The sequence below is a fragment of the Streptomyces indicus genome (assembly GCF_900100315.1).
GTDB lineage: Bacteria > Actinomycetota > Actinomycetes > Streptomycetales > Streptomycetaceae > Streptomyces > Streptomyces indicus.
The window spans coordinates 65287-82187 of sequence record NZ_FNFF01000006.1 but is presented as its reverse complement, the minus strand read 5'-3'; the positions used below and the strand labels follow the sequence as shown (position 1 = coordinate 82187).

The following is a 16901-nucleotide window of genomic DNA, read 5'->3' as shown; positions in this document are numbered from 1 at the left end:
AGCCAGTACGTGCAGCGTCCTCTTTCCGTGGTGCAGGTCGTCGCCCACCCCGACGACGACCTGTACTTCATGAACCCCGCCACCTTCCACGGACTCAAGGCCGGTACGCCCACCGCCACGGTCTACCTGACCGCCGGCGACGCGCTCGGCCAGAACCCGCGCCCCTGGCAGACCGAGCCCGTCGCCGAGGATCGTGAGGCGTACGGCAAAGCCCGGCAGAACGGCATCAAGGCGGCGTACGCGGCGATGGCGCTCGGCGAGCGGACGGCCGAGTGGAAGGCCTCACTGCTGCAGACCCCGGACGGGCCCGTGGCCGAGGTCTACTCGCTGGTCCGAGCTCCGTGGATCAGCCTGGTGTTCCTCAACATCAAGCAGCACGGCACCCCGGAGGGCCCGGCGCGCAGTCTGCATGTCCTGTGGCGCAACGAGGCAGAGAAGGTGCCGACCCTGGTGCCTCAGGGCGGGCTCGTGCACGAGCAGTACTGGTACAGCCGCCAGGGGCTGATCTCGACGCTGGTGTACCTCTTCGGAGTCTTCCGGGCGACCCTGATCCGCACCATGGACCCGGATCCGGACCGGTTGGTGCACGACGAGAAGTTCCCGCAGCGCCACGACTACGGCGATCTCTCGGACCACTGCGACCACACCGCCGCGGCACTGTTCGCGTGGACGGCGCTCTCGCAGTACCAGGGCCCGGACGGCTCGGGCCTTTTCACGGCCGAGGCCTTCCGCGGGTACTACAACGAACGCTGGCCGCACAACCTGGGCGCGCAGGCAGTCTCACTGAAGGAGTTCTTCCTCAACATCTACGGTGCCGCGGACGGTTACGACTGCGGCGACCCGGCGGGCAGCGGTGATTACTCCGTCGGGCTCAACTCCCGTGGCACCGGCTGGGTCCAGAGCACCCAGCCCCGCTACCCGGCCGGCACCAACTGGCTGGCCGCGGACGCTCAGGGCCGGCTCACCGCTTTCGCCGTGATCAACCAACAGGCCGTCGTATGGCGGGAGTCGGCACCCGGCAGCGACCAGTGGCGCGGCCCGTTCGTACTCGGCGGAGGGCCGCTCGCACCCGGTATCGCGGTGGACCTCACGCCGGACGGACGCTGGCAGATCTTCGCCGAGCGGCTCTCGCATCTCGCCCATGACGACGGTCATGTACGGGAGATCGGCGCCCTCGTGCAGAGCGCACCCGGTGGTGTCTTCCACGAGTGGCTCAACCTCGGGAACCCCTCCGCGGGCGACGCCCGGCGTGATCGCCATCTGGGCACCCCGGTGGTCACCCGGGACGGCCGAGGCCGCCTGCACCTCTTCGTCCGCAACGCCGGGCAAGGGTTGCACACCCGCATCCAGGAAGCCGACGGCACATGGGGCGAGTGGACCGATCTACGCGGCTTCGACCTACAGGAAGGACTGGCGGCACTCACCGCACACGACGGACGTGTCGAAGTGTTCGGCTCGAGCCGTGAGGGCGTCTTCCACTGGTCACAGAACTCTCTGGACGAACCGCTCAGCCGGGCTCCTCGGTTCAAGCTCGCCACTCCTGCGGGTCCCTGCACCGCCTTCGTCCAGTCCACGGGGCAGGTGACCGCGGTCTTCCGGCAGCCTGATTCGGCGCGTGTGCTGATGGCGCAGGAGGACGCTCCCGGTGGACGCTGGGCCAAGCCCGCCGCCTCGATCAGCGGCCGCGGGGGGTACGGGGCCGTCGCCGCCGCCACATACGCCGTGGCGGGAGGGCCCACGCTGCTGGCCACGCGCAGCGATTTGGGTGGCGTCGCGTACCGGATGCTGCCGGGCGATGATCCGTGGCGTGAGCTGTCCGCACAGCCGCTCGGCGGCACCTTCGCCCACGCCCCGGCTGCAGCGTTCGACGCGCTGGGTCGGGCCACGGTCGCGGTGATCGGCCTCGACGGCTGTCTGCACATCAGCCGCCAGCGCCGGCCTGACAGCCCGGAATTGGGTCACTGGCAGACGGTGGGCGGCTGACCCTGGGCGACCGCCTCACTGGTCCCGCTGTCCGGTCGCCCCGGACGGTGGGACCTCTGCCATGGGGAGAACGGCCCATACAGGTGCATGGTCGGAGTAACCGGTCGGTGCCTGCCCCATCTCGTTGGGTGAGGTGTCCATGAGCGAGGACTCCACTCCGCACCGGTCGAAGGGATCTTCTCCCCGAGGCTGCTTGGTCGCATAGATGTGGTCGAGGGAATGCGGCACGCTGCGGCCTTCGCCGACATCCCACTGGCGGTAGGTGACGGCCGACCGCAGCGCCGCACACTCCACGAAACCGGCCGCGAGCGGTCGGAGTTGGGGAGCATGCCCGTTGCGGTTGAAGTCGCCGGTAAGTACGGCCCGGCCTGCTGTGGCGGACGCGAAACCGAGGACGAAGTCCTTGACGCGGGTGATCTGGGTACTTACGCGTGCAGTTTCCCCGGGGAGGATGTGGGTGGTGCACACGCTGTAACGCCAGCCATGCGCCCGGACGCACAGGACGGGCAACGTCTGTTCGCTGCGACCGGCCGGGTCCGGGGGCAACGCATTGCGTGCGCTGCTGTCGATGACCCTGCCCCGCACGGCGACGGCCACCCCCAGATCTCCGCGCAGGCCGTCGCGGCATCTTGCCTCGCCTTCAGGGCGTTTGCCGACGGCATGCACCACGCTCCACTCGCTTCCCAACGCCTTTTCGAGAAGCGCGACATGGCTGCCGGCATCCTTGCCGCAGACCTCCTGAACAGTGAGCGCGTTCAAGTGACGCTTCTCGACGAGGGCTGCCAGCTGTTGGATCTTTTTCTCGGGAGAGTCGCGGTACGGGCAGAATCCGGACTGCCCGCGCACCCCACCGGCTTCCCCGCAGATATTCCAGTCGGCCAGCCGTAGTTCGGCCGGCGGCGGGAGGGTTTCGGCCGGGTCCGCCGGCTGCCCGCCGTTGGCGCATCCTGTCAGGACGAGTGCCAGGGCCGAGGCGAGCGCCCCCACCGAGCGGCGGATCCGCGTTCGGTCCGGAACATCGGGCAGGCACCCCGCCGTGCGCCGACCCTGGTGGTATTCGATGCGGGGAGTGTCGCGGACGGCGGACACGGAACGCGGGACGAACATGCCGTAATCGTCTCATCTGCGCAGGCGGAGCCCGTGCGCGCGGTGATGTGTGCACGCGCCGTCCACCCGCTGGTCAGTACACACTCCGCGGCCCCACGCACCGAGCCCCCAACGCACCCACCCGCCCCCGCAGTTCCCGGTCCGCCGTCACGACGATGCACGGTCCCGCGGCCGCCGCGGCCAGCTCCACGATCCGGTCGTCGCCGCTGCCCGGTGCCTCGTCGACGCGTACGCCCGGGACGGACTCCACCCCGCGGGCCGCGCCCTCGACCACCAGGACGATGTCGAGCGGGCCGGGGTGCTCGGGCGGCAGGCCCTCGGTGACGTACGGGACGAGCGCGTCGCGCAGGCGCTGCGCCGCAGCCCTGCGGTCACGCCACCAGCCGTCGGGACGGGACCCGACGACGTTCGCGCCGTCCACGATCAGAAGCGGTGCCGGGTGCATCCGGGCAGCCTCCCACAGGTGGGTGGTCCGGTCCGTACGAGGGAGGAACGAACGGGCCCGTAACGGGGAGGAGCGAACGGGCCCGCAACGGGGAGGAACGAACGGGGCCCGTACAGGAGCAACTCCTGTACGGGCCCGTCGTACTTCAGGTCCAGACTTCAAGCGCAGAGCGTCACGCCGGTACGGACGCCACACCCGGCGCCAGGAACCGCTTCCCGTTCACCCGCTCCGACACACCCTCACGGTCCAGGTACGGCGTCACGCCGCCCAGGTGGAAGGGCCAGCCGGCGCCGGTGATCAGGCACAGGTCGATGTCCTGGGCCTCGGCCACGACGCCCTCGTCGAGCATCAGGCCGATCTCCTGGGCCACCGCGTCGAGCACGCGGTCGCGCACCTGCTCCTCGGTCAGGACGACATCGCCCTGCTTCAGCAGCGCCGCGACCTCCGGGTCCAGCTCCGGCTTGCCGGAGTCGTAGACGTAGAAGCCGCGCTTGCCGGCCTTGACCACGGCGGCGAGGTTCTCCGAGACCGTGAAGCGGTCCGGGAAGGCGCGGTTCAGGGTCTCCGAGACGTGCAGACCGATGGCCGGGCCGACCAGCTCCAGGAGGACCAGCGGGGACATCGGCAGACCGAGCGGCTCGACGGCCTTCTCGGCCACGGCCACCGGGGTGCCCTCGTCGATCACGTTCTGGATCTCGCCCATGAAGCGCGTGAGGATGCGGTTCACGACGAACGCCGGGGCGTCCTTGACCAGGACGGCCGTCTTCTTGAGCTTCTTGGCGACACCGAACGCCGTGGCCAGCGAGGCGTCGTCCGTCTTCTCGCCGCGGACGATCTCCAGGAGCGGAAGGACCGCGACCGGGTTGAAGAAGTGGAAGCCCACGACCCGCTCGGGGTGCTGCAGCTTCGACGCCATCTCCGACACGGAGAGCGAGGACGTGTTCGTCGCGAGGATCGCGTGCGCCGGGGCGACCGCCTCGACCTCGGCGAACACCTGCTGCTTGACGCCCATCTCCTCGAAGACGGCCTCGATGATGAAGTCCGCGTCCGCGAAGCCCTCGGCCTTGTCCAGGACACCTCTGACGAGACCCTTGAGACGGTTCGCCTTGTCCTGGTTGATACGGCCCTTGCCGAGCAGCTTGTCGATCTCGGCGTGGACGTAGCCGACGCCCTTGTCGATGCGCTCCTGGTCGATGTCGGTCAGGACGACCGGCACCTCCAGGCGGCGCAGGAAGAGCAGCGCGAGCTGCGAGGCCATCAGGCCCGCGCCCACGACACCGACCTTGGTGACCGGACGGGCCAGGTCCTTGGACGGGGCGCCCGCGGGGCGCTTGCCGCGCTTCTGGACCAGGTTGAACGCGTAGATGCCGGCGCGCAGTTCGCCGCCCATGATGAGGTCGGCGAGCGCCTTGTCCTCGGCGTCGAAGCCGGCCTGGAGGTCACCGGACTTGGCGGCCTCGATGATCTCCAGGGCGCGGTAGGCGGCCGGGGCGGCGCCGTGCACCTTGGAGTCCGCGATGAAGCGGCCCTTGGCGACGGCCTGGTCCCAGGCCTCGCCGCGGTCGACCTCGGGGCGCTCGATCTTGATCTCGCCCTTGAGCACGGACGCGGTCCAGATCAGCGACTGCTCCAGGAAGTCCGCGCCTTCGAAGATCGCGTCCGCGATGCCGAGTTCGTAGACCTGCTTGCCCTTGAGCTGCTTGTTCTGGTTGAGCGAGTTCTCGATGATGACCGAGACCGCGCGCTCCGCGCCGATCAGGTTCGGGAGCAGCGCGCAGCCACCCCAGCCGGGGACGAGTCCCAGGAAGACCTCGGGCAGCGAGAACGCCGGGATGGCCTGCGAGACCGTGCGGTACGTGCAGTGCAGACCGACCTCGACACCGCCGCCCATCGCCGCACCGTTGTAGTACGCGAAGGTCGGCACGGCCAGCGCGGACAGACGCTTGAAGACGTCGTGGCCGCCCTTGCCGATGGCCAGCGCGTCCTCGTGCGTCTTCAGGAGCTCGACGCCCTTGAGGTCGGCGCCGACGGCGAAGATGAACGGCTTGCCGGTCAGGCCCACGCCCACGATGTCACCGGCGGCGGCCTCCGCCTCGACCTGGCTGATCGCCACGTCGAGGTTGGCCAGGGACTGCGGACCGAAGGTGGTCGGCTTGGTGTGGTCCAGGCCGTTGTCCAGCGTGATCAGCGCGAACCGGCCCGCCCCGAAAGGCAGTTCCAGGTGCCGTACGTGCGCCTGCGTCACGACCTCGTCGGGGAAGAGCGCGGCCGCACCCTTCAGCAGCTCAGCAGTGGTGGTGCTCACTTGCCCTCCCAGTGGGGGTTCTCCCAGATGACGGTCGCGCCCATGCCGAAGCCGACGCACATGGTGGTGAGGCCGTACCGCACCTGCGGCTGGTCCTCGAACTGCCGCGCCAGCTGCGTCATCAGACGCACGCCGGAGGAGGCGAGCGGGTGGCCGAACGCGATGGCGCCGCCGTACTGGTTGACGCGCGCGTCGTCGTCGGCGATGCCGTAGTGCTCCAGGAACGCGAGCACCTGCACGGCGAAGGCCTCGTTGATCTCGAACAGGCCGATGTCCTCGATGGACAGACCGGCCTGGGCGAGGGCCTTCTCGGTGGCCGGGATCGGGCCGTAGCCCATGACCTCGGGCTCCACGCCCGCGAAGGCGTACGAGACCAGGCGCATCTTGACCGGCAGGTCGTGCTCGCGCGCGAAGTCCTCGGAGGCGATGAGCGAGGCGGTGGCGCCGTCGTTCAGACCGGCCGCGTTGCCCGCGGTCACGCGTCCGTGCGTACGGAACGGGGTCTTCAGACCGGCCAGGTTCTCGATCGTGGTGCCCGGGCGCATCGGCTCGTCCGCGGTGACGAGACCCCAACCGGTCTCGCCCACCTCGGGGTTGGTGTTGCGCACCGAGATCGGCACCAGGTCCTGCTGGATCTTGCCGTCGGCGTACGCCTTGGCGGCCTTCTCCTGCGAGCGCACGGCGTACTCGTCGGCGCGCTGCTTGGTGATCGTCGGGTAGCGGTCGTGCAGGTTCTCGGCGGTCATGCCCATGAACAGGGCGGACTCGTCTACCAGCTTCTCGCTGACGAACCGCGGGTTCGGGTCCACGCCCTCACCCATGGGGTGGCGGCCCATGTGCTCGACACCGCCGGCGATGGCGGCGTCGTACGCGCCGAAGGCGATGGAACCGGCGGCCGTGGTCACGGCGGTCAGTGCGCCGGCGCACATGCGGTCGATCGAGTAGCCGGGCACGGACTGCGGCAGACCCGCCAGGATGCCGGCGGTGCGGCCGATGGTCAGACCCTGGTCGCCGATCTGCGTGGTGGCGGCGATGGCCACCTCGTCGACCTTCGCGGGGTCCAGGTTCGGGTTGCGGCGCAGCAGCTCCCGGATGGCCTTCACGACGAGGTCGTCGGCGCGGGTCTCGTGGTAGATGCCCTTCGGGCCCGCCTTGCCGAACGGGGTGCGGACGCCGTCGACGAAGACGACTTCCTTGACGGTACGAGGCACGATGGCTCTCCTCCAGGGGGTGCGGGATCGCTGCGTACGCACACGCCTGAGCGCGCGCTCACCCCTTCATGCTACTTGCCGGTAACCAATGGCGACAGTGGCACCGCCCCAAGCGGCGAAGGTCACACCTCTGCGCCGTCCCGTGCGCCGCCGATGACCCGCAGCACGGCATCGCGCACGAGGGGTCGGGGCGCCACAGGATCGTCGAGATCGCAGGCCACCGCGAGCCCGTCCCTGATCAGCATCAGCAGGTCCGCGGTGCGCTCGGCGTCCGGGTCACCGGCCTCGGTGAGCAGCTCCCGCATCAGCTCCCGGAACCAGGTCCGGTAATCCTCGATCGACCGCCGTACGGGGTGGGCCGGGTCGGGGTACTCCGCCGCGGCGTTGATGAACGGGCAGCCGCGGAAGTCCGCCAGCCCGCCCACGCGCCCCATGTGGTCGAAGACGGCGAGCAGCTTCTCGCGCGGCCCGTCGGCCTCCAGCTGCTCGGCGGCCTCCCGCTGCATCCGCGTCTGCTCCTCGATGTACGCCTGTACGAGGGCGTCCTTGGCCGGGAAGTGGTGGTAGAAGGTCGCCTTCGCCACCCCGGCTTCGGCGATGATCCGGTCGATCCCGACCGAGTGCACGCCCTCCGTGTAGAAGAGCCGCGTCGCGGTGTCGAGGACGCGGCTGCGGGCCGGGCTCTTCGGGGCGTTCGACGTCTTCGCGGGCATGACTTGACCCTACCAGACAGATCTGTCTAGTCTGCTGGGCAAGCAAGTAGACAGACCTGTCTGTTCGGAAAGCGTGCAGGCAGTCTCGTACCGACTCGTACCGATGTCCGGGAGGACCTCATGAGCGCTCTGTACACCGCGGTGGCGACGGCATCCGGCCGGGAGGGCCGCGCGGTCACCTCGGACGGCAAGCTGGACCTCAAGCTGTCCCACCCCGTCGAGTTGGGCGGCGACGGCTCCGGCACCAATCCCGAGCAGCTCTTCGCGACGGGCTACGCGGCGTGTTTCGCCAGCGCGATGCAGCTGGTCGCGCGGCAGCAGAAGGTGGATGTCTCGGACGTCTCGGTGACGGCCGAGGTGGGGCTCCTGAAGCAGGGCCAGGGCTTCGGCCTGGAGGTCACCCTCCGCGTGGAGATGCCGGACACCATCCCGGCCGAGCAGGGCCGCGCCCTCCTCGACGCCACCCACCAGGTGTGCCCGTACTCGAACGCGACCCGCGGCAACATCCCCGTGAACCTGGTCGTCGAGTAAGCACCTCGACACCCGTACGACGATGCCCCCGCAGCCGAACGGCTGCGGGGGCATCGCTCACTCAGGCGGTCAGGGCGACTTCGTCGCCGCGAGCGCGGCCACAAGGACCGGCGTCACCTGCTCCACCTGCCAGGGCCGCGCCCCGTGCGAGGCCAGGACCGCGGCGATCGACTCCGCGTCCGCGGAAGCCGGCGGCTCCCAGCACAGACGGCGCACCGTGTCCGGCGTGATCAGGTTCTCCTGCGGCATGTTCAGCTGCTCCGCCAGCGCCATCACAGCAGCGCGCGCCGCGGACAGCCGGGCCGCGGCCGCCGGGTCGCGGTCAGCCCAGGAACGCGGCGGCGGGGGACCGGCATGCGGCTGTCCCGGCTGTGGCAGCTCCGCGTCGGGCAGCGCCTTCGCCCGGTCCACCGCGGCCTGCCACTGCTCCAGCTGACGCCGGCCCATGCGGTGCCCGAACCCGTTGAGTGCGCTCAGCGCGTGCACGTTGGGCGGCAGGGCGAGGGCGGCCTCGACGATCGCCGTGTCGCTCAGCACCTTGCCCGGCGAGACGTCACGGCGCTGGGCGATCCGGTCCCGCGCGTTCCACAGCTCCCGTACCACCGCCATCTGCCGGCGCTTGCGCACCTTGTGCATCCCGGACGTCCGGCGCCACGGGTCCTTGCGCGGCGCGGCGGGCGGCGCCGAGGCGATCGCGTCGAACTCCTGGTGCGCCCAGTCGAGCTTGCCCTGCCGGTCGAGCTCCTTCTCCAGCGCGTCGCGCAGGTCCACGAGCAGCTCGACGTCGAGGGCGGCGTACCGCAGCCACGGCTCGGGCAGCGGCCGGGTCGACCAGTCGACCGCCGAGTGCCCCTTCTCCAGGACGAAGCCGAGCACCGACTCCACCATCGCGCCGAGACCCACCCGCGGGAACCCTGCGAGCCGCCCGGCCAGCTCGGTGTCGAAGATGCGCGACGGGATCATGCCTATCTCGCGCAGGCACGGCAGGTCCTGGGTGGCGGCGTGCAGCACCCACTCCGCGTCGCCGATGGCCGCGCCCAGCTCCGACAGGTCGGGGCAGGCCACGGGGTCGATCAGGGCGGAGCCCGCGCCGGCGCGGCGCAGCTGGACGAGATAGGCGCGCTGCCCGTAGCGGTAGCCGGAGGCCCGCTCGGCGTCGACCGCGACGGGACCGGTGCCGGCGGCGAAAGCGGAGACCACCTCGGCGAGCGAGGCGGCGTCGGCGATCACCGGCGGAATGCCGTCACGGGGTTCGAGCAGCGGGGTGGGCGGCGCCTCGTCAAGAGCGACGTCGTCCGGAGGGCCGCCCCCGGTGGTTCGCAGTGAGCTGTCGAGCAGTGAGCTGTCTTCTGCGGTCTCTTGAGCGTCGGTCACTTGGTAAGGGTATCCGTGGATGAACAGCGCCCGCCGACGGAACGTTCCGTCGACGGGCGTATGAACCGGGGTGAAACGGGATCAGTGAATGATTCCGGTACGCAGGGCCACCGCGACCATGCCGGCGCGGTCACCCGTGCCGAGCTTGCGGGCGATACGGGCGAGGTGGCTCTTCACGGTCAGCGCGGACAGGCCCATCGAGACGCCGATCGCCTTGTTGGACTGGCCCTCCGCCACCAGCCGCAGCACTTCGACCTCACGCCCCGACAGCTCGCGGTAGCCGCCCGGGTGGCTCGGGGCACCCGGGGGGCGGCGGTGCATCCGCGAGGCGGCCGCACCGATCTGGGCGGCACCGTGCCGCGTGGGCAGACCGATGTTGGTACGGGTGCCGGTGACGACGTAACCCTTCACACCGCCCGCGAGGGCGTTGCGAACGGCGCCGATGTCGTCGGCGGCCGACAGGGCGAGCCCGTTGGGCCAGCCCGCGGCGCGGGTTTCGGACAGCAGGGTCAGGCCCGAACCGTCGGGCAGGTGGACATCGGCCACGCAGATGTCGCGCGGGTTGCCGATGCGGGGACGGGCCTCGGCGATGGAGGACGCCTCGATGACGTCGCGTACTCCGAGAGCCCAGAGGTGACGGGTGACGGTGGATCGGACGCGCGGGTCCGCCACGACGACCATGGCGGTCGGCTTGTTCGGGCGGTAGGCGACCAGGCTTGCGGGCTGCTCGAGGAGAACGGACACCAGGCCTCCTGGGTGCGGGACGGGGGGAACCGGCTGTGGGGAAGAAGCCGGGCGAACCGTGCTTTCAGGGTCACGTTCGTCTTCGGCAGGGTGGGCGCCTGGCTTTAGCGAATGATCACGAATTAGTGAAACGAGGTGGGTTTGAGGTGAGCTGAGAGGTGTTTGGGGGCAGGAATCGCGCCCCACACATCGCCAGGCGTCCCACACACCTCACCTGCCCCGCACCCGCGCCTCATGCGTGTGGCACCTCCCCGTACACAGGGAGATGCCACATGAGGAGGTGGGGCGGGGGTCAGTGCGCCTGTGGTCCCCGGCGCTGGGGCAGGGACACCACCGAGGCGTCCGGGGTGCTGACCGGGGGCAGACCCGCGATCTGGCACAGCAGATCGCACCAGGCCGCCAGGTGGGAGGCCGTGTCGGGGACTCCGCCCATGCCCTCGCGCGGGGTCCACGAGGCGCGGATCTCGATCTGCGAGGCCGGGGGCCGCTCCGAGAGCCCGCCGAAGTAGTGCGAACCGGCCCGGGTGACCGTGCCGCTCGGCTCGCCGTACGCGAGGCCGCGCGCCTGCAGCGCCCCGGTCAGCCAGGACCAGCAGACCTCGGGGAGGAGCGGGTCGGCGGCCATCTCGGGTTCGAGCTCCGCGCGCACCAGCGTCACCAGGCGGAACGTGCCCTGCCAGGCGTCGTGCCCCGACGGGTCGTGCAGCAGGACGAGACGGCCGTCCGCCAGATCATCGCCGTCCTCGACGACGGCCGCTTCCAGGGCGTACGCGTACGGGGCGAGCTTCTGCGGTGCCCGTACCTGCTCCACCTCGATCTCCGGCCGCAGCCTCGCCCCCCGCAGCGCTTCCGTGGCCGAGCGGAACGGGAGCGGCACGGCGTGCGCCGCGTTCGGCTCCGTACTGTCCATCCCCTCAGCACCCTCCGACAGTCGTCCCTGCGCCGCAGCCATGCGGGGAAGATTAAGGGGAAGAGTGCCCGCGCGCGGTCACAGACACTCGGGCCGCGCCGGGCACTTCACGGCACATGGGAGACTTTCCGGTGTGAGTGCCATGGAGAGCCCCAAGGGCGAGACGAGCAAGACGTACAACTCAGCCTTCATGAAGGCGTGCCGACGCGAGGCCGTGCCGCACACGCCGGTGTGGTTCATGCGTCAGGCCGGGCGCTCACTTCCCGAGTACCGCAAGGTGCGCGAAGGCACCGCCATGCTCGAGTCCTGCATGATGCCGGAGCTGGTCACCGAGATCACCCTCCAGCCGGTGCGGCGGCACGACGTCGACGCCGCCATCTACTTCAGCGACATCGTGGTGCCGCTCAAGGCCATCGGTATCGACCTGGACATCAAGCCCGGCATCGGCCCGGTCGTGGAGCAGCCGATCCGCACCCGCGCCGATCTCGCGCGGCTGCGGGACCTGACGCCCGAGGACGTCCCGTACGTCACCGAGGCGATCGGGATGCTGACGGCGGAGCTCGGCGAGAAGCCGCTGATCGGTTTCGCCGGCGCGCCCTTCACCCTCGCCAGCTACCTCGTCGAGGGCGGCCCGTCCCGCAACCATGAGAACACCAAGGCGATGATGTACGGCGACCCGCAGCTGTGGGCCGACCTGCTCGACCGCCTCGCCGAGATCACCGGCGCCTTCCTCAAGGTGCAGATCGAGGCCGGCGCGAGCGCCGTGCAGCTCTTCGACTCGTGGGTGGGCGCCCTGTCGCCCGCCGACTACCGCGCCCAGGTCATGCCGGCCTCCTCGAAGGTGTTCGACGCCGTGGCCTCGTACGGTGTGCCGCGCATCCACTTCGGCGTCGGCACCGGTGAGCTGCTCGGGCTGCTCGGCGAGGCCGGCGCGGACGTGGTCGGCGTCGACTGGCGGGTGCCGCTGGACGAGGCGGCCCGCCGGGTCGGCCCCGGCAAGGCGCTCCAGGGGAACCTGGACCCGGCGGTCCTCTTCTCCACCACCGAGGCCGTCGAGGCGCGCACCCGTCAGGTGCTCGACGCCGCGGCCGGCCTGGAGGGGCACATCTTCAACCTCGGCCACGGCGTCCTGCCGACCACGGACCCGGACGCGCTCACGCGCCTCGTCGAGTACGTGCACACCCAGACCGCCAAGTAGCGCTCACCCGGCGGGCGGAGCAGCGCTCACCCGGCGGCGCGTACGGCGGTCACCGCCTTGCGCGCCGCCACCAGGACCGGGTCCCACACGGGTGAGAACGGCGGGGCATAGCCCAGGTCCAGGGCGGTCATCTGGTCCACGGTCATGCCCGCCGTCAGCGCCACCGCCGCGATGTCCACGCGTTTGCCCGCGCCTTCGCGGCCCACGATCTGCAGCCCGAGCAGCCGGCCCGTGCGGCGCTCGGCCAGCATCTTCACCGTCATCAGGGCCGCGCCCGGGTAGTAGCCGGCGCGGCTCGTGGACTCGATGGTGGTGGTCACGTACTGGAAGCCGGCCGCCTTCGCGTCCTTCTCGCGCAGGCCCGTGCGGGCGATCTCCAGGTCGCAGACCTTGCTGACCGCGGTGCCGACCACGCCGGGGAAGGTGGCGTAACCGCCGCCCGCGTTCGCACCGATGATCTGGCCGTGCTTGTTGGCGTGGGTGCCGAGCGCGATGTGCCGCTCGGTGCCGGCGACCAGGTCGAGCACCTCGACGCAGTCGCCGCCCGCCCAGATGTTCTCGTGGCCGCGGACCCGCATCGCCTGGTCCGTGAGCAGACCGCCGTGCGTGCCCAGGGGGAGTCCGGCCTTGCGGGCGAGGTCAGTCTCCGGGCGTACGCCGATGCCGAGGATCACCACGTCCGCCGGGTACTCGGCGTCCTCCGTCGCCACCGCGCGCACCCGGCCGTCCTCGGTGGTCAGGATCTTGGTGACCTCCGCGTCGTTCACCATGCGGATGCCCATACCGCTCATCGCCTCGCCGACCAGGCGGCCCATGTCGGGGTCCAGGGTGGCCATGGGCTGCTCGCCGCGGTTGACGACCGTGACCTCGTAGCCGCGCTTCTTCATCGCCTCGGCCATCTCGACGCCGATGTACCCGGCGCCGACCACGACCGCGCGCTCGCCCCGGGTCCGCTCCAGGGTGTCGAGCAGAGCTTGGCCGTCGTCGAGGGTCTGCACCCCGTGCACTCCGGGGGCGTCGATGCCGGGCAGCGGCGGGCGCAGGGGACGGGCCCCGGTCGCGATCACGAGTTTGTCGTACGGGACCGCGTACTCCGCGTCCTTCTCGCCCTTCGCGGCCTTCTCCAAGTCCCGTGCGTGGACGCGCTGTTCGGCGGTGTCGATCCGGAAGACCTCCGTGCGCATGCGCAGGTCGATGGCGCGCTCGCGGTGCTCCTCGGGGCTGCGGGCGATCAGCTCGTCGCGCTCCTCGACGTCGCCGCCGACCCAGTACGGGATGCCGCATGCCGAGTACGAGGTGAAGTGGCCGCGCTCGAACGCCACGATCTCCAGCTCGTCGGGGCCCTTAAGGCGGCGTGCCTGGGACGCGGCCGACATGCCCGCCGCGTCGCCGCCGATGATCACCAGTCGTTCGCTCATGCCTTCACGCTACGTCGCCGCGCCGACAACTAGCCCGGGAGCTGGACGGTTTGGCCCACCGCCAGCTTGTCCGGGTCCTTGATGTCCGGGTTGAGGCGACGCAGTTCGTCCACCGAGGTGCCGTACGCCTCCGCGATCCAGCCCAGGGTGTCGCCCGCGCGGACCGTGAACGCGGGCGGCGCCTTCAGGCGGGCGGCGATCGCCTGGCGGAAGGAGTCCATGGAGATGCCCGGGCCCTTGGGGTCGATCTTGCCGGGCTGCCACTCGGAGTGGCCGATCACCGAGGTCGGGCCGGTGGTGCCCCAGCCGTGCGCCCTGCACAGCGCGGCACAGACCCGTACGACCGCATCCACCTGTGCGGCCGGCCAGGGGTCCTTGCCGTCGCCGAAGTTCTCGCACTCGAACCCGTAGAAGTGCCGGTTGCCGTCCTTGGACGCCTCCTTGACCTTCGGCAGCGGACCTTCGGCGATCGCCGCGTCGAGCACCGCCGGGTCGCCGAGGCCCGCGTGGTTGGCGCGGCCGTAGCCGATCACGTGCACCGTGCCGTCCTTGGCGATCACCGCGTGGCACAGCGGGCCTGGCAGATCGCCGTGGCCGTCCACGCAGAGCTTCACGGTGGCGGCGGTGCCGCGGGTGACGGTGTGGTGCACCATCACCCCGTTCACCGGGCCCCATTTGCCCTTGTGGTTGCGGTTGCGGGTGCGCCAGCCGTCGTACTCGACGACCTTGACGCCCTCGTCCCGGAGCGCGGCGAGGAAGGCGTCGGCGCTGAGCGGATCGGCCACGGTGAGCTCCCTGGGTCGGTGGGGGCGAGGGGCGGGGCGTGCGGGCTACTTCGGCGGGAGCTTGAGCTTCTGGCCGACCGTGATGTGGTCCGGGTTCAGGATGCCGTTGAGCCGGGCGATCTCCGGATAGCGGGCCGCGTTGCCCAGCTTGGCCTGGGCGATGGCGCCGAGGGTGTCCCCGGACTTCACGGTGTACGTGGAGGCGCGCGGTGCGGCCTTCTTCGCCGTGGACTTGCGGGCCGTGGTCTTCTTCGCCGCCGCCTTCTTCGCCGTGGACTTCTTCGCTCCGCCCGCTTTCGCGACGCCGTGGCTCGCGAGATAGGCCATCGGGTCGGTGTGGCCGTTGTAGTGGTTCGCCGTACGGGCCTCGAAGTGCAGGTGCGGGCCGGTCACGTTGCCGGTGGCGCCGGACAGGCCGAGCCGCTGGCCGCCCGTGACGCCCTGTCCGGCCTTGACGTCGATCCTGCTCAGGTGCGCGTAGAGCGTGAAGCGGCCGTCCGACATCTGCACGATGACGCAGTTGCCGTACGCGCCCTGGTCACCGGCGACGACCACCGTGCCGGGGCCCACCGAGCTCACGGGGGTGCCGGTGGGGCAGCCGAAGTCGACGCCCGTGTGGAAACCGGCCGCCCAGGCGCCGGGCTTCTTGTACTTGGCGGTGACGCGGCCTTTGGCGACCGGCATGGTCCAGGAGGTCATGTTCCGTTTCCTCTCGGGGGGTTGAGGGCGGGGAGCCACCCCTCACAGCAGCAGTCCGAACACGGTCGCCACCAGCAGCAGCGTCGTGATGACCGGCCAGTACAGGAGGCGTGCGGCCGCGTTGCCGCGCCAGTCGACCAGCGGGAAGCGCTTCTTCGAGGTGTGCTCGATGACGTTCAGCGCCACCAGGCCGATGACCAGGTAGAGGATGAAGTAGAAGTACTCGGCGTAGACGACACCGTCCGCCGAGGTCTCGTTGCGCAGGGTGCTGTGCTGCACCGAGACCACCAGCATCATCGAGCCGCAGAAGCCGATCACCGCCCAGGTGCTGAAGCCGGACAGGCTGCGCCGGTCGGAATCGGTGGTGACCACGAAGAGCGAGCCGAAGACGAGCAGGGCGATGACGAGCAGCGGGACGAGCCGGTTGAGCAGCGGGCTCAGGTACTGGCGGCCCACGCCGATGGAGAAGGTCAGTTCGGCGTCGTTGCCCTCGAGGGAGTAGGCCGGTCTGCCGTAGTTGGTGCGTTCCGTGCCCTCGGTCAGACTGAAGGTCGTGAACTGCGTGTTCCAGTCACCGCCCACGATGTCGGGGTAGACACCGAGCTTCTGGTCCGGGTCCCAGGGGGGATACGCGGAGAAGTCGGGGACGAGGACGGTGCCCGTCTCCCGGGGCCACATCTTCAGCCACACGGCCTGGTTGTCCAGCGGGTAGTGCGTATGGTCGAAGGCCTGGCGCAGCGTGGTCTTCAGGCGCCAGCCGATCACCTGGCCCTCGGGGGTCGCGTCGCGGTAGAACTCCTCGCCGACACCGCCGTCGACGGCGTCGGGGAACTCCACGTTCGGCCGGTCGACGTCCGCCCCCGCCGGCAGGTGCTGCCAGAAGTAGCCCGTCAGACGGACGTTGTTGTTGCCGGTGAACTCCATCGTCTCGATCATCAGGCCGGTGCGCACCGGCTTGCGCTTGCCGTAGCCGTGCTCGGCGAGCGCCGCCTTCGCCTCCTCGGCCGTGTTCACGCGCAGGCCCGGTGCGCTGTCCAGCGAGTGGCCCGTACCCACCGCGACCCAGACGAACGCGGTGGCGAGGACGCACAGGAGGCTCACCACCGACGCCATCCAGCCGAGCCGCTGCGGGCGGGCGGGGGAGGGACGCAGCAGGAGCGCGGCGACGATCGCCAGACCGAGCACCCCGCAGACCACGACCACGGCGGCCCGCCGGTGATACGGGCTGAAGTCGTGCAGCGGGTTGCCGATCCCGCTCGCCGCGACCACCGCGATCAGCAGCAGGATGCCTGCCGCGACAGCCAGGGCCAGAGTTCGGGGCTTGCGGTGGGCAGGCGGCATCGGCACCTCACGGCAGTGGGGGCAGGGCTCCTGCCAGCTTGGGCGGCAGGGGCCCTGCCCTCACGTGCTGCGGGGCCGAACGGGTGACGTCGGCTGCCTGTCGGACGGGCCCGGACGCCCCGGGGCCGACGGGCTCA

General features: G+C 70.6%; 15 protein-coding genes. 3 read left to right on the top strand and 12 right to left on the bottom strand.

Annotated features, from left to right (window positions below; all coding sequences use genetic code 11):
* Window positions 1-9: 9 nt before the first annotated feature.
* On the top strand, window positions 10-1983 hold the full coding sequence (locus BLT97_RS17195; protein ID WP_143041346.1) for a DUF8189 domain-containing protein: 1974 nt from the start codon (window positions 10-12) through the stop codon (window positions 1981-1983).
* 15 nt (window positions 1984-1998) lie between these two features.
* Here the strand turns inward: BLT97_RS17195 and BLT97_RS17190 are convergent, their stop codons facing one another.
* From BLT97_RS17190 to BLT97_RS17170, 5 genes are all read right to left on the bottom strand, one after another.
* Window positions 1999-3090 carry an endonuclease/exonuclease/phosphatase family protein gene (locus tag BLT97_RS17190; protein WP_176953798.1) on the bottom strand — a complete coding sequence of 364 codons (1092 nt, stop codon included), beginning with the start codon at window positions 3088-3090 and terminating at the stop codon, window positions 1999-2001.
* Window positions 3091-3163: 73 nt separating this feature from the next.
* On the bottom strand, window positions 3164-3535 hold the full coding sequence (locus tag BLT97_RS17185; RefSeq protein ID WP_093611078.1) for a PIN domain-containing protein: 372 nt from the start codon (window positions 3533-3535) through the stop codon (window positions 3164-3166).
* A gap of 172 nt (window positions 3536-3707) precedes the next feature.
* Window positions 3708-5840, bottom strand: a complete 2133-nt coding sequence (locus BLT97_RS17180; RefSeq protein WP_093611076.1) for a 3-hydroxyacyl-CoA dehydrogenase NAD-binding domain-containing protein — start codon at window positions 5838-5840, stop codon at window positions 3708-3710.
* Complete coding sequence (locus BLT97_RS17175; RefSeq protein ID WP_093611074.1) at window positions 5837-7051, bottom strand: thiolase family protein; 1215 nt, start codon at window positions 7049-7051, stop codon at window positions 5837-5839. The genes BLT97_RS17180 and BLT97_RS17175 overlap by 4 nt, the downstream gene beginning before the upstream one ends.
* Before the next feature lie 122 nt (window positions 7052-7173).
* Complete coding sequence (locus BLT97_RS17170) at window positions 7174-7764, bottom strand: TetR/AcrR family transcriptional regulator (protein ID WP_093611072.1); 591 nt, start codon at window positions 7762-7764, stop codon at window positions 7174-7176.
* Window positions 7765-7884: 120 nt separating this feature from the next.
* Between BLT97_RS17170 and BLT97_RS17165 the strand changes: the two genes are divergently transcribed.
* Entirely contained in the window at window positions 7885-8295 is a 411-nt protein-coding gene (locus BLT97_RS17165; protein WP_093611070.1) for an organic hydroperoxide resistance protein, read from the top strand.
* Window positions 8296-8364: 69 nt separating this feature from the next.
* On the opposite strand, the gene BLT97_RS17160 is transcribed toward BLT97_RS17165, so the two are convergent.
* The 3 genes from BLT97_RS17160 to BLT97_RS17150 form a co-directional block, all read right to left on the bottom strand.
* Complete coding sequence (locus tag BLT97_RS17160; RefSeq protein ID WP_093611068.1) at window positions 8365-9669, bottom strand: ribonuclease D; 1305 nt, start codon at window positions 9667-9669, stop codon at window positions 8365-8367.
* An 81-nt stretch (window positions 9670-9750) separates the two neighbouring features.
* Complete coding sequence (locus tag BLT97_RS17155; RefSeq protein ID WP_052575743.1) at window positions 9751-10413, bottom strand: helix-turn-helix transcriptional regulator; 663 nt, start codon at window positions 10411-10413, stop codon at window positions 9751-9753.
* 292 nt (window positions 10414-10705) lie between these two features.
* Entirely contained in the window at window positions 10706-11365 is a 660-nt protein-coding gene (locus BLT97_RS17150; RefSeq protein ID WP_093611066.1) for a DUF3000 domain-containing protein, read from the bottom strand.
* Between the two features lie 91 nt (window positions 11366-11456).
* On the opposite strand from BLT97_RS17150, the gene hemE reads away from it, so the two are divergent.
* On the top strand, window positions 11457-12521 hold the full coding sequence (hemE, locus tag BLT97_RS17145; protein WP_093611064.1) for a uroporphyrinogen decarboxylase: 1065 nt from the start codon (window positions 11457-11459) through the stop codon (window positions 12519-12521).
* A 26-nt stretch (window positions 12522-12547) separates the two neighbouring features.
* Here the strand turns inward: hemE and BLT97_RS17140 are convergent, their stop codons facing one another.
* From BLT97_RS17140 to BLT97_RS17125, 4 genes are read right to left on the bottom strand one after another with little or no spacing between them, the layout of a single operon-like run.
* On the bottom strand, window positions 12548-13939 hold the full coding sequence (locus tag BLT97_RS17140) for an FAD-dependent oxidoreductase (protein WP_093611062.1): 1392 nt from the start codon (window positions 13937-13939) through the stop codon (window positions 12548-12550).
* Window positions 13940-13968: 29 nt separating this feature from the next.
* Entirely contained in the window at window positions 13969-14724 is a 756-nt protein-coding gene (locus BLT97_RS17135) for an N-acetylmuramoyl-L-alanine amidase (protein WP_093611060.1), read from the bottom strand.
* A 45-nt stretch (window positions 14725-14769) separates the two neighbouring features.
* Window positions 14770-15423 carry a peptidoglycan DD-metalloendopeptidase family protein gene (locus tag BLT97_RS37875; protein WP_176953797.1) on the bottom strand — a complete coding sequence of 218 codons (654 nt, stop codon included), beginning with the start codon at window positions 15421-15423 and terminating at the stop codon, window positions 14770-14772.
* Window positions 15424-15465: 42 nt separating this feature from the next.
* Complete coding sequence (locus BLT97_RS17125) at window positions 15466-16764, bottom strand: hypothetical protein (RefSeq protein ID WP_093611058.1); 1299 nt, start codon at window positions 16762-16764, stop codon at window positions 15466-15468.
* Between the last annotated feature and the right edge of the window lie 137 nt (window positions 16765-16901).

Excerpts from the sequence above, each read along its gene's own strand:
- BLT97_RS17170 (WP_093611072.1), bottom strand. The coding sequence starts at position 7,764 with ATGCCCGCGAAGACGTCGAACGCCCCGAAGAGCCCGGCCCGCAGCCGC.
- BLT97_RS17165 (WP_093611070.1), top strand. The coding sequence starts at position 7,885 with ATGAGCGCTCTGTACACCGCGGTGGCGACGGCATCCGGCCGGGAGGGC.
- BLT97_RS17125 (WP_093611058.1), bottom strand. The coding sequence starts at position 16,764 with ATGCCGCCTGCCCACCGCAAGCCCCGAACTCTGGCCCTGGCTGTCGCG.
- BLT97_RS17140 (WP_093611062.1), bottom strand. The coding sequence starts at position 13,939 with ATGAGCGAACGACTGGTGATCATCGGCGGCGACGCGGCGGGCATGTCG.
- BLT97_RS37875 (WP_176953797.1), bottom strand. The coding sequence starts at position 15,423 with ATGACCTCCTGGACCATGCCGGTCGCCAAAGGCCGCGTCACCGCCAAG.
- BLT97_RS17150 (WP_093611066.1), bottom strand. The coding sequence starts at position 11,365 with ATGGCTGCGGCGCAGGGACGACTGTCGGAGGGTGCTGAGGGGATGGAC.
- BLT97_RS17185 (WP_093611078.1), bottom strand. The coding sequence starts at position 3,535 with ATGCACCCGGCACCGCTTCTGATCGTGGACGGCGCGAACGTCGTCGGG.
- BLT97_RS17190 (WP_176953798.1), bottom strand. The coding sequence starts at position 3,090 with ATGTTCGTCCCGCGTTCCGTGTCCGCCGTCCGCGACACTCCCCGCATC.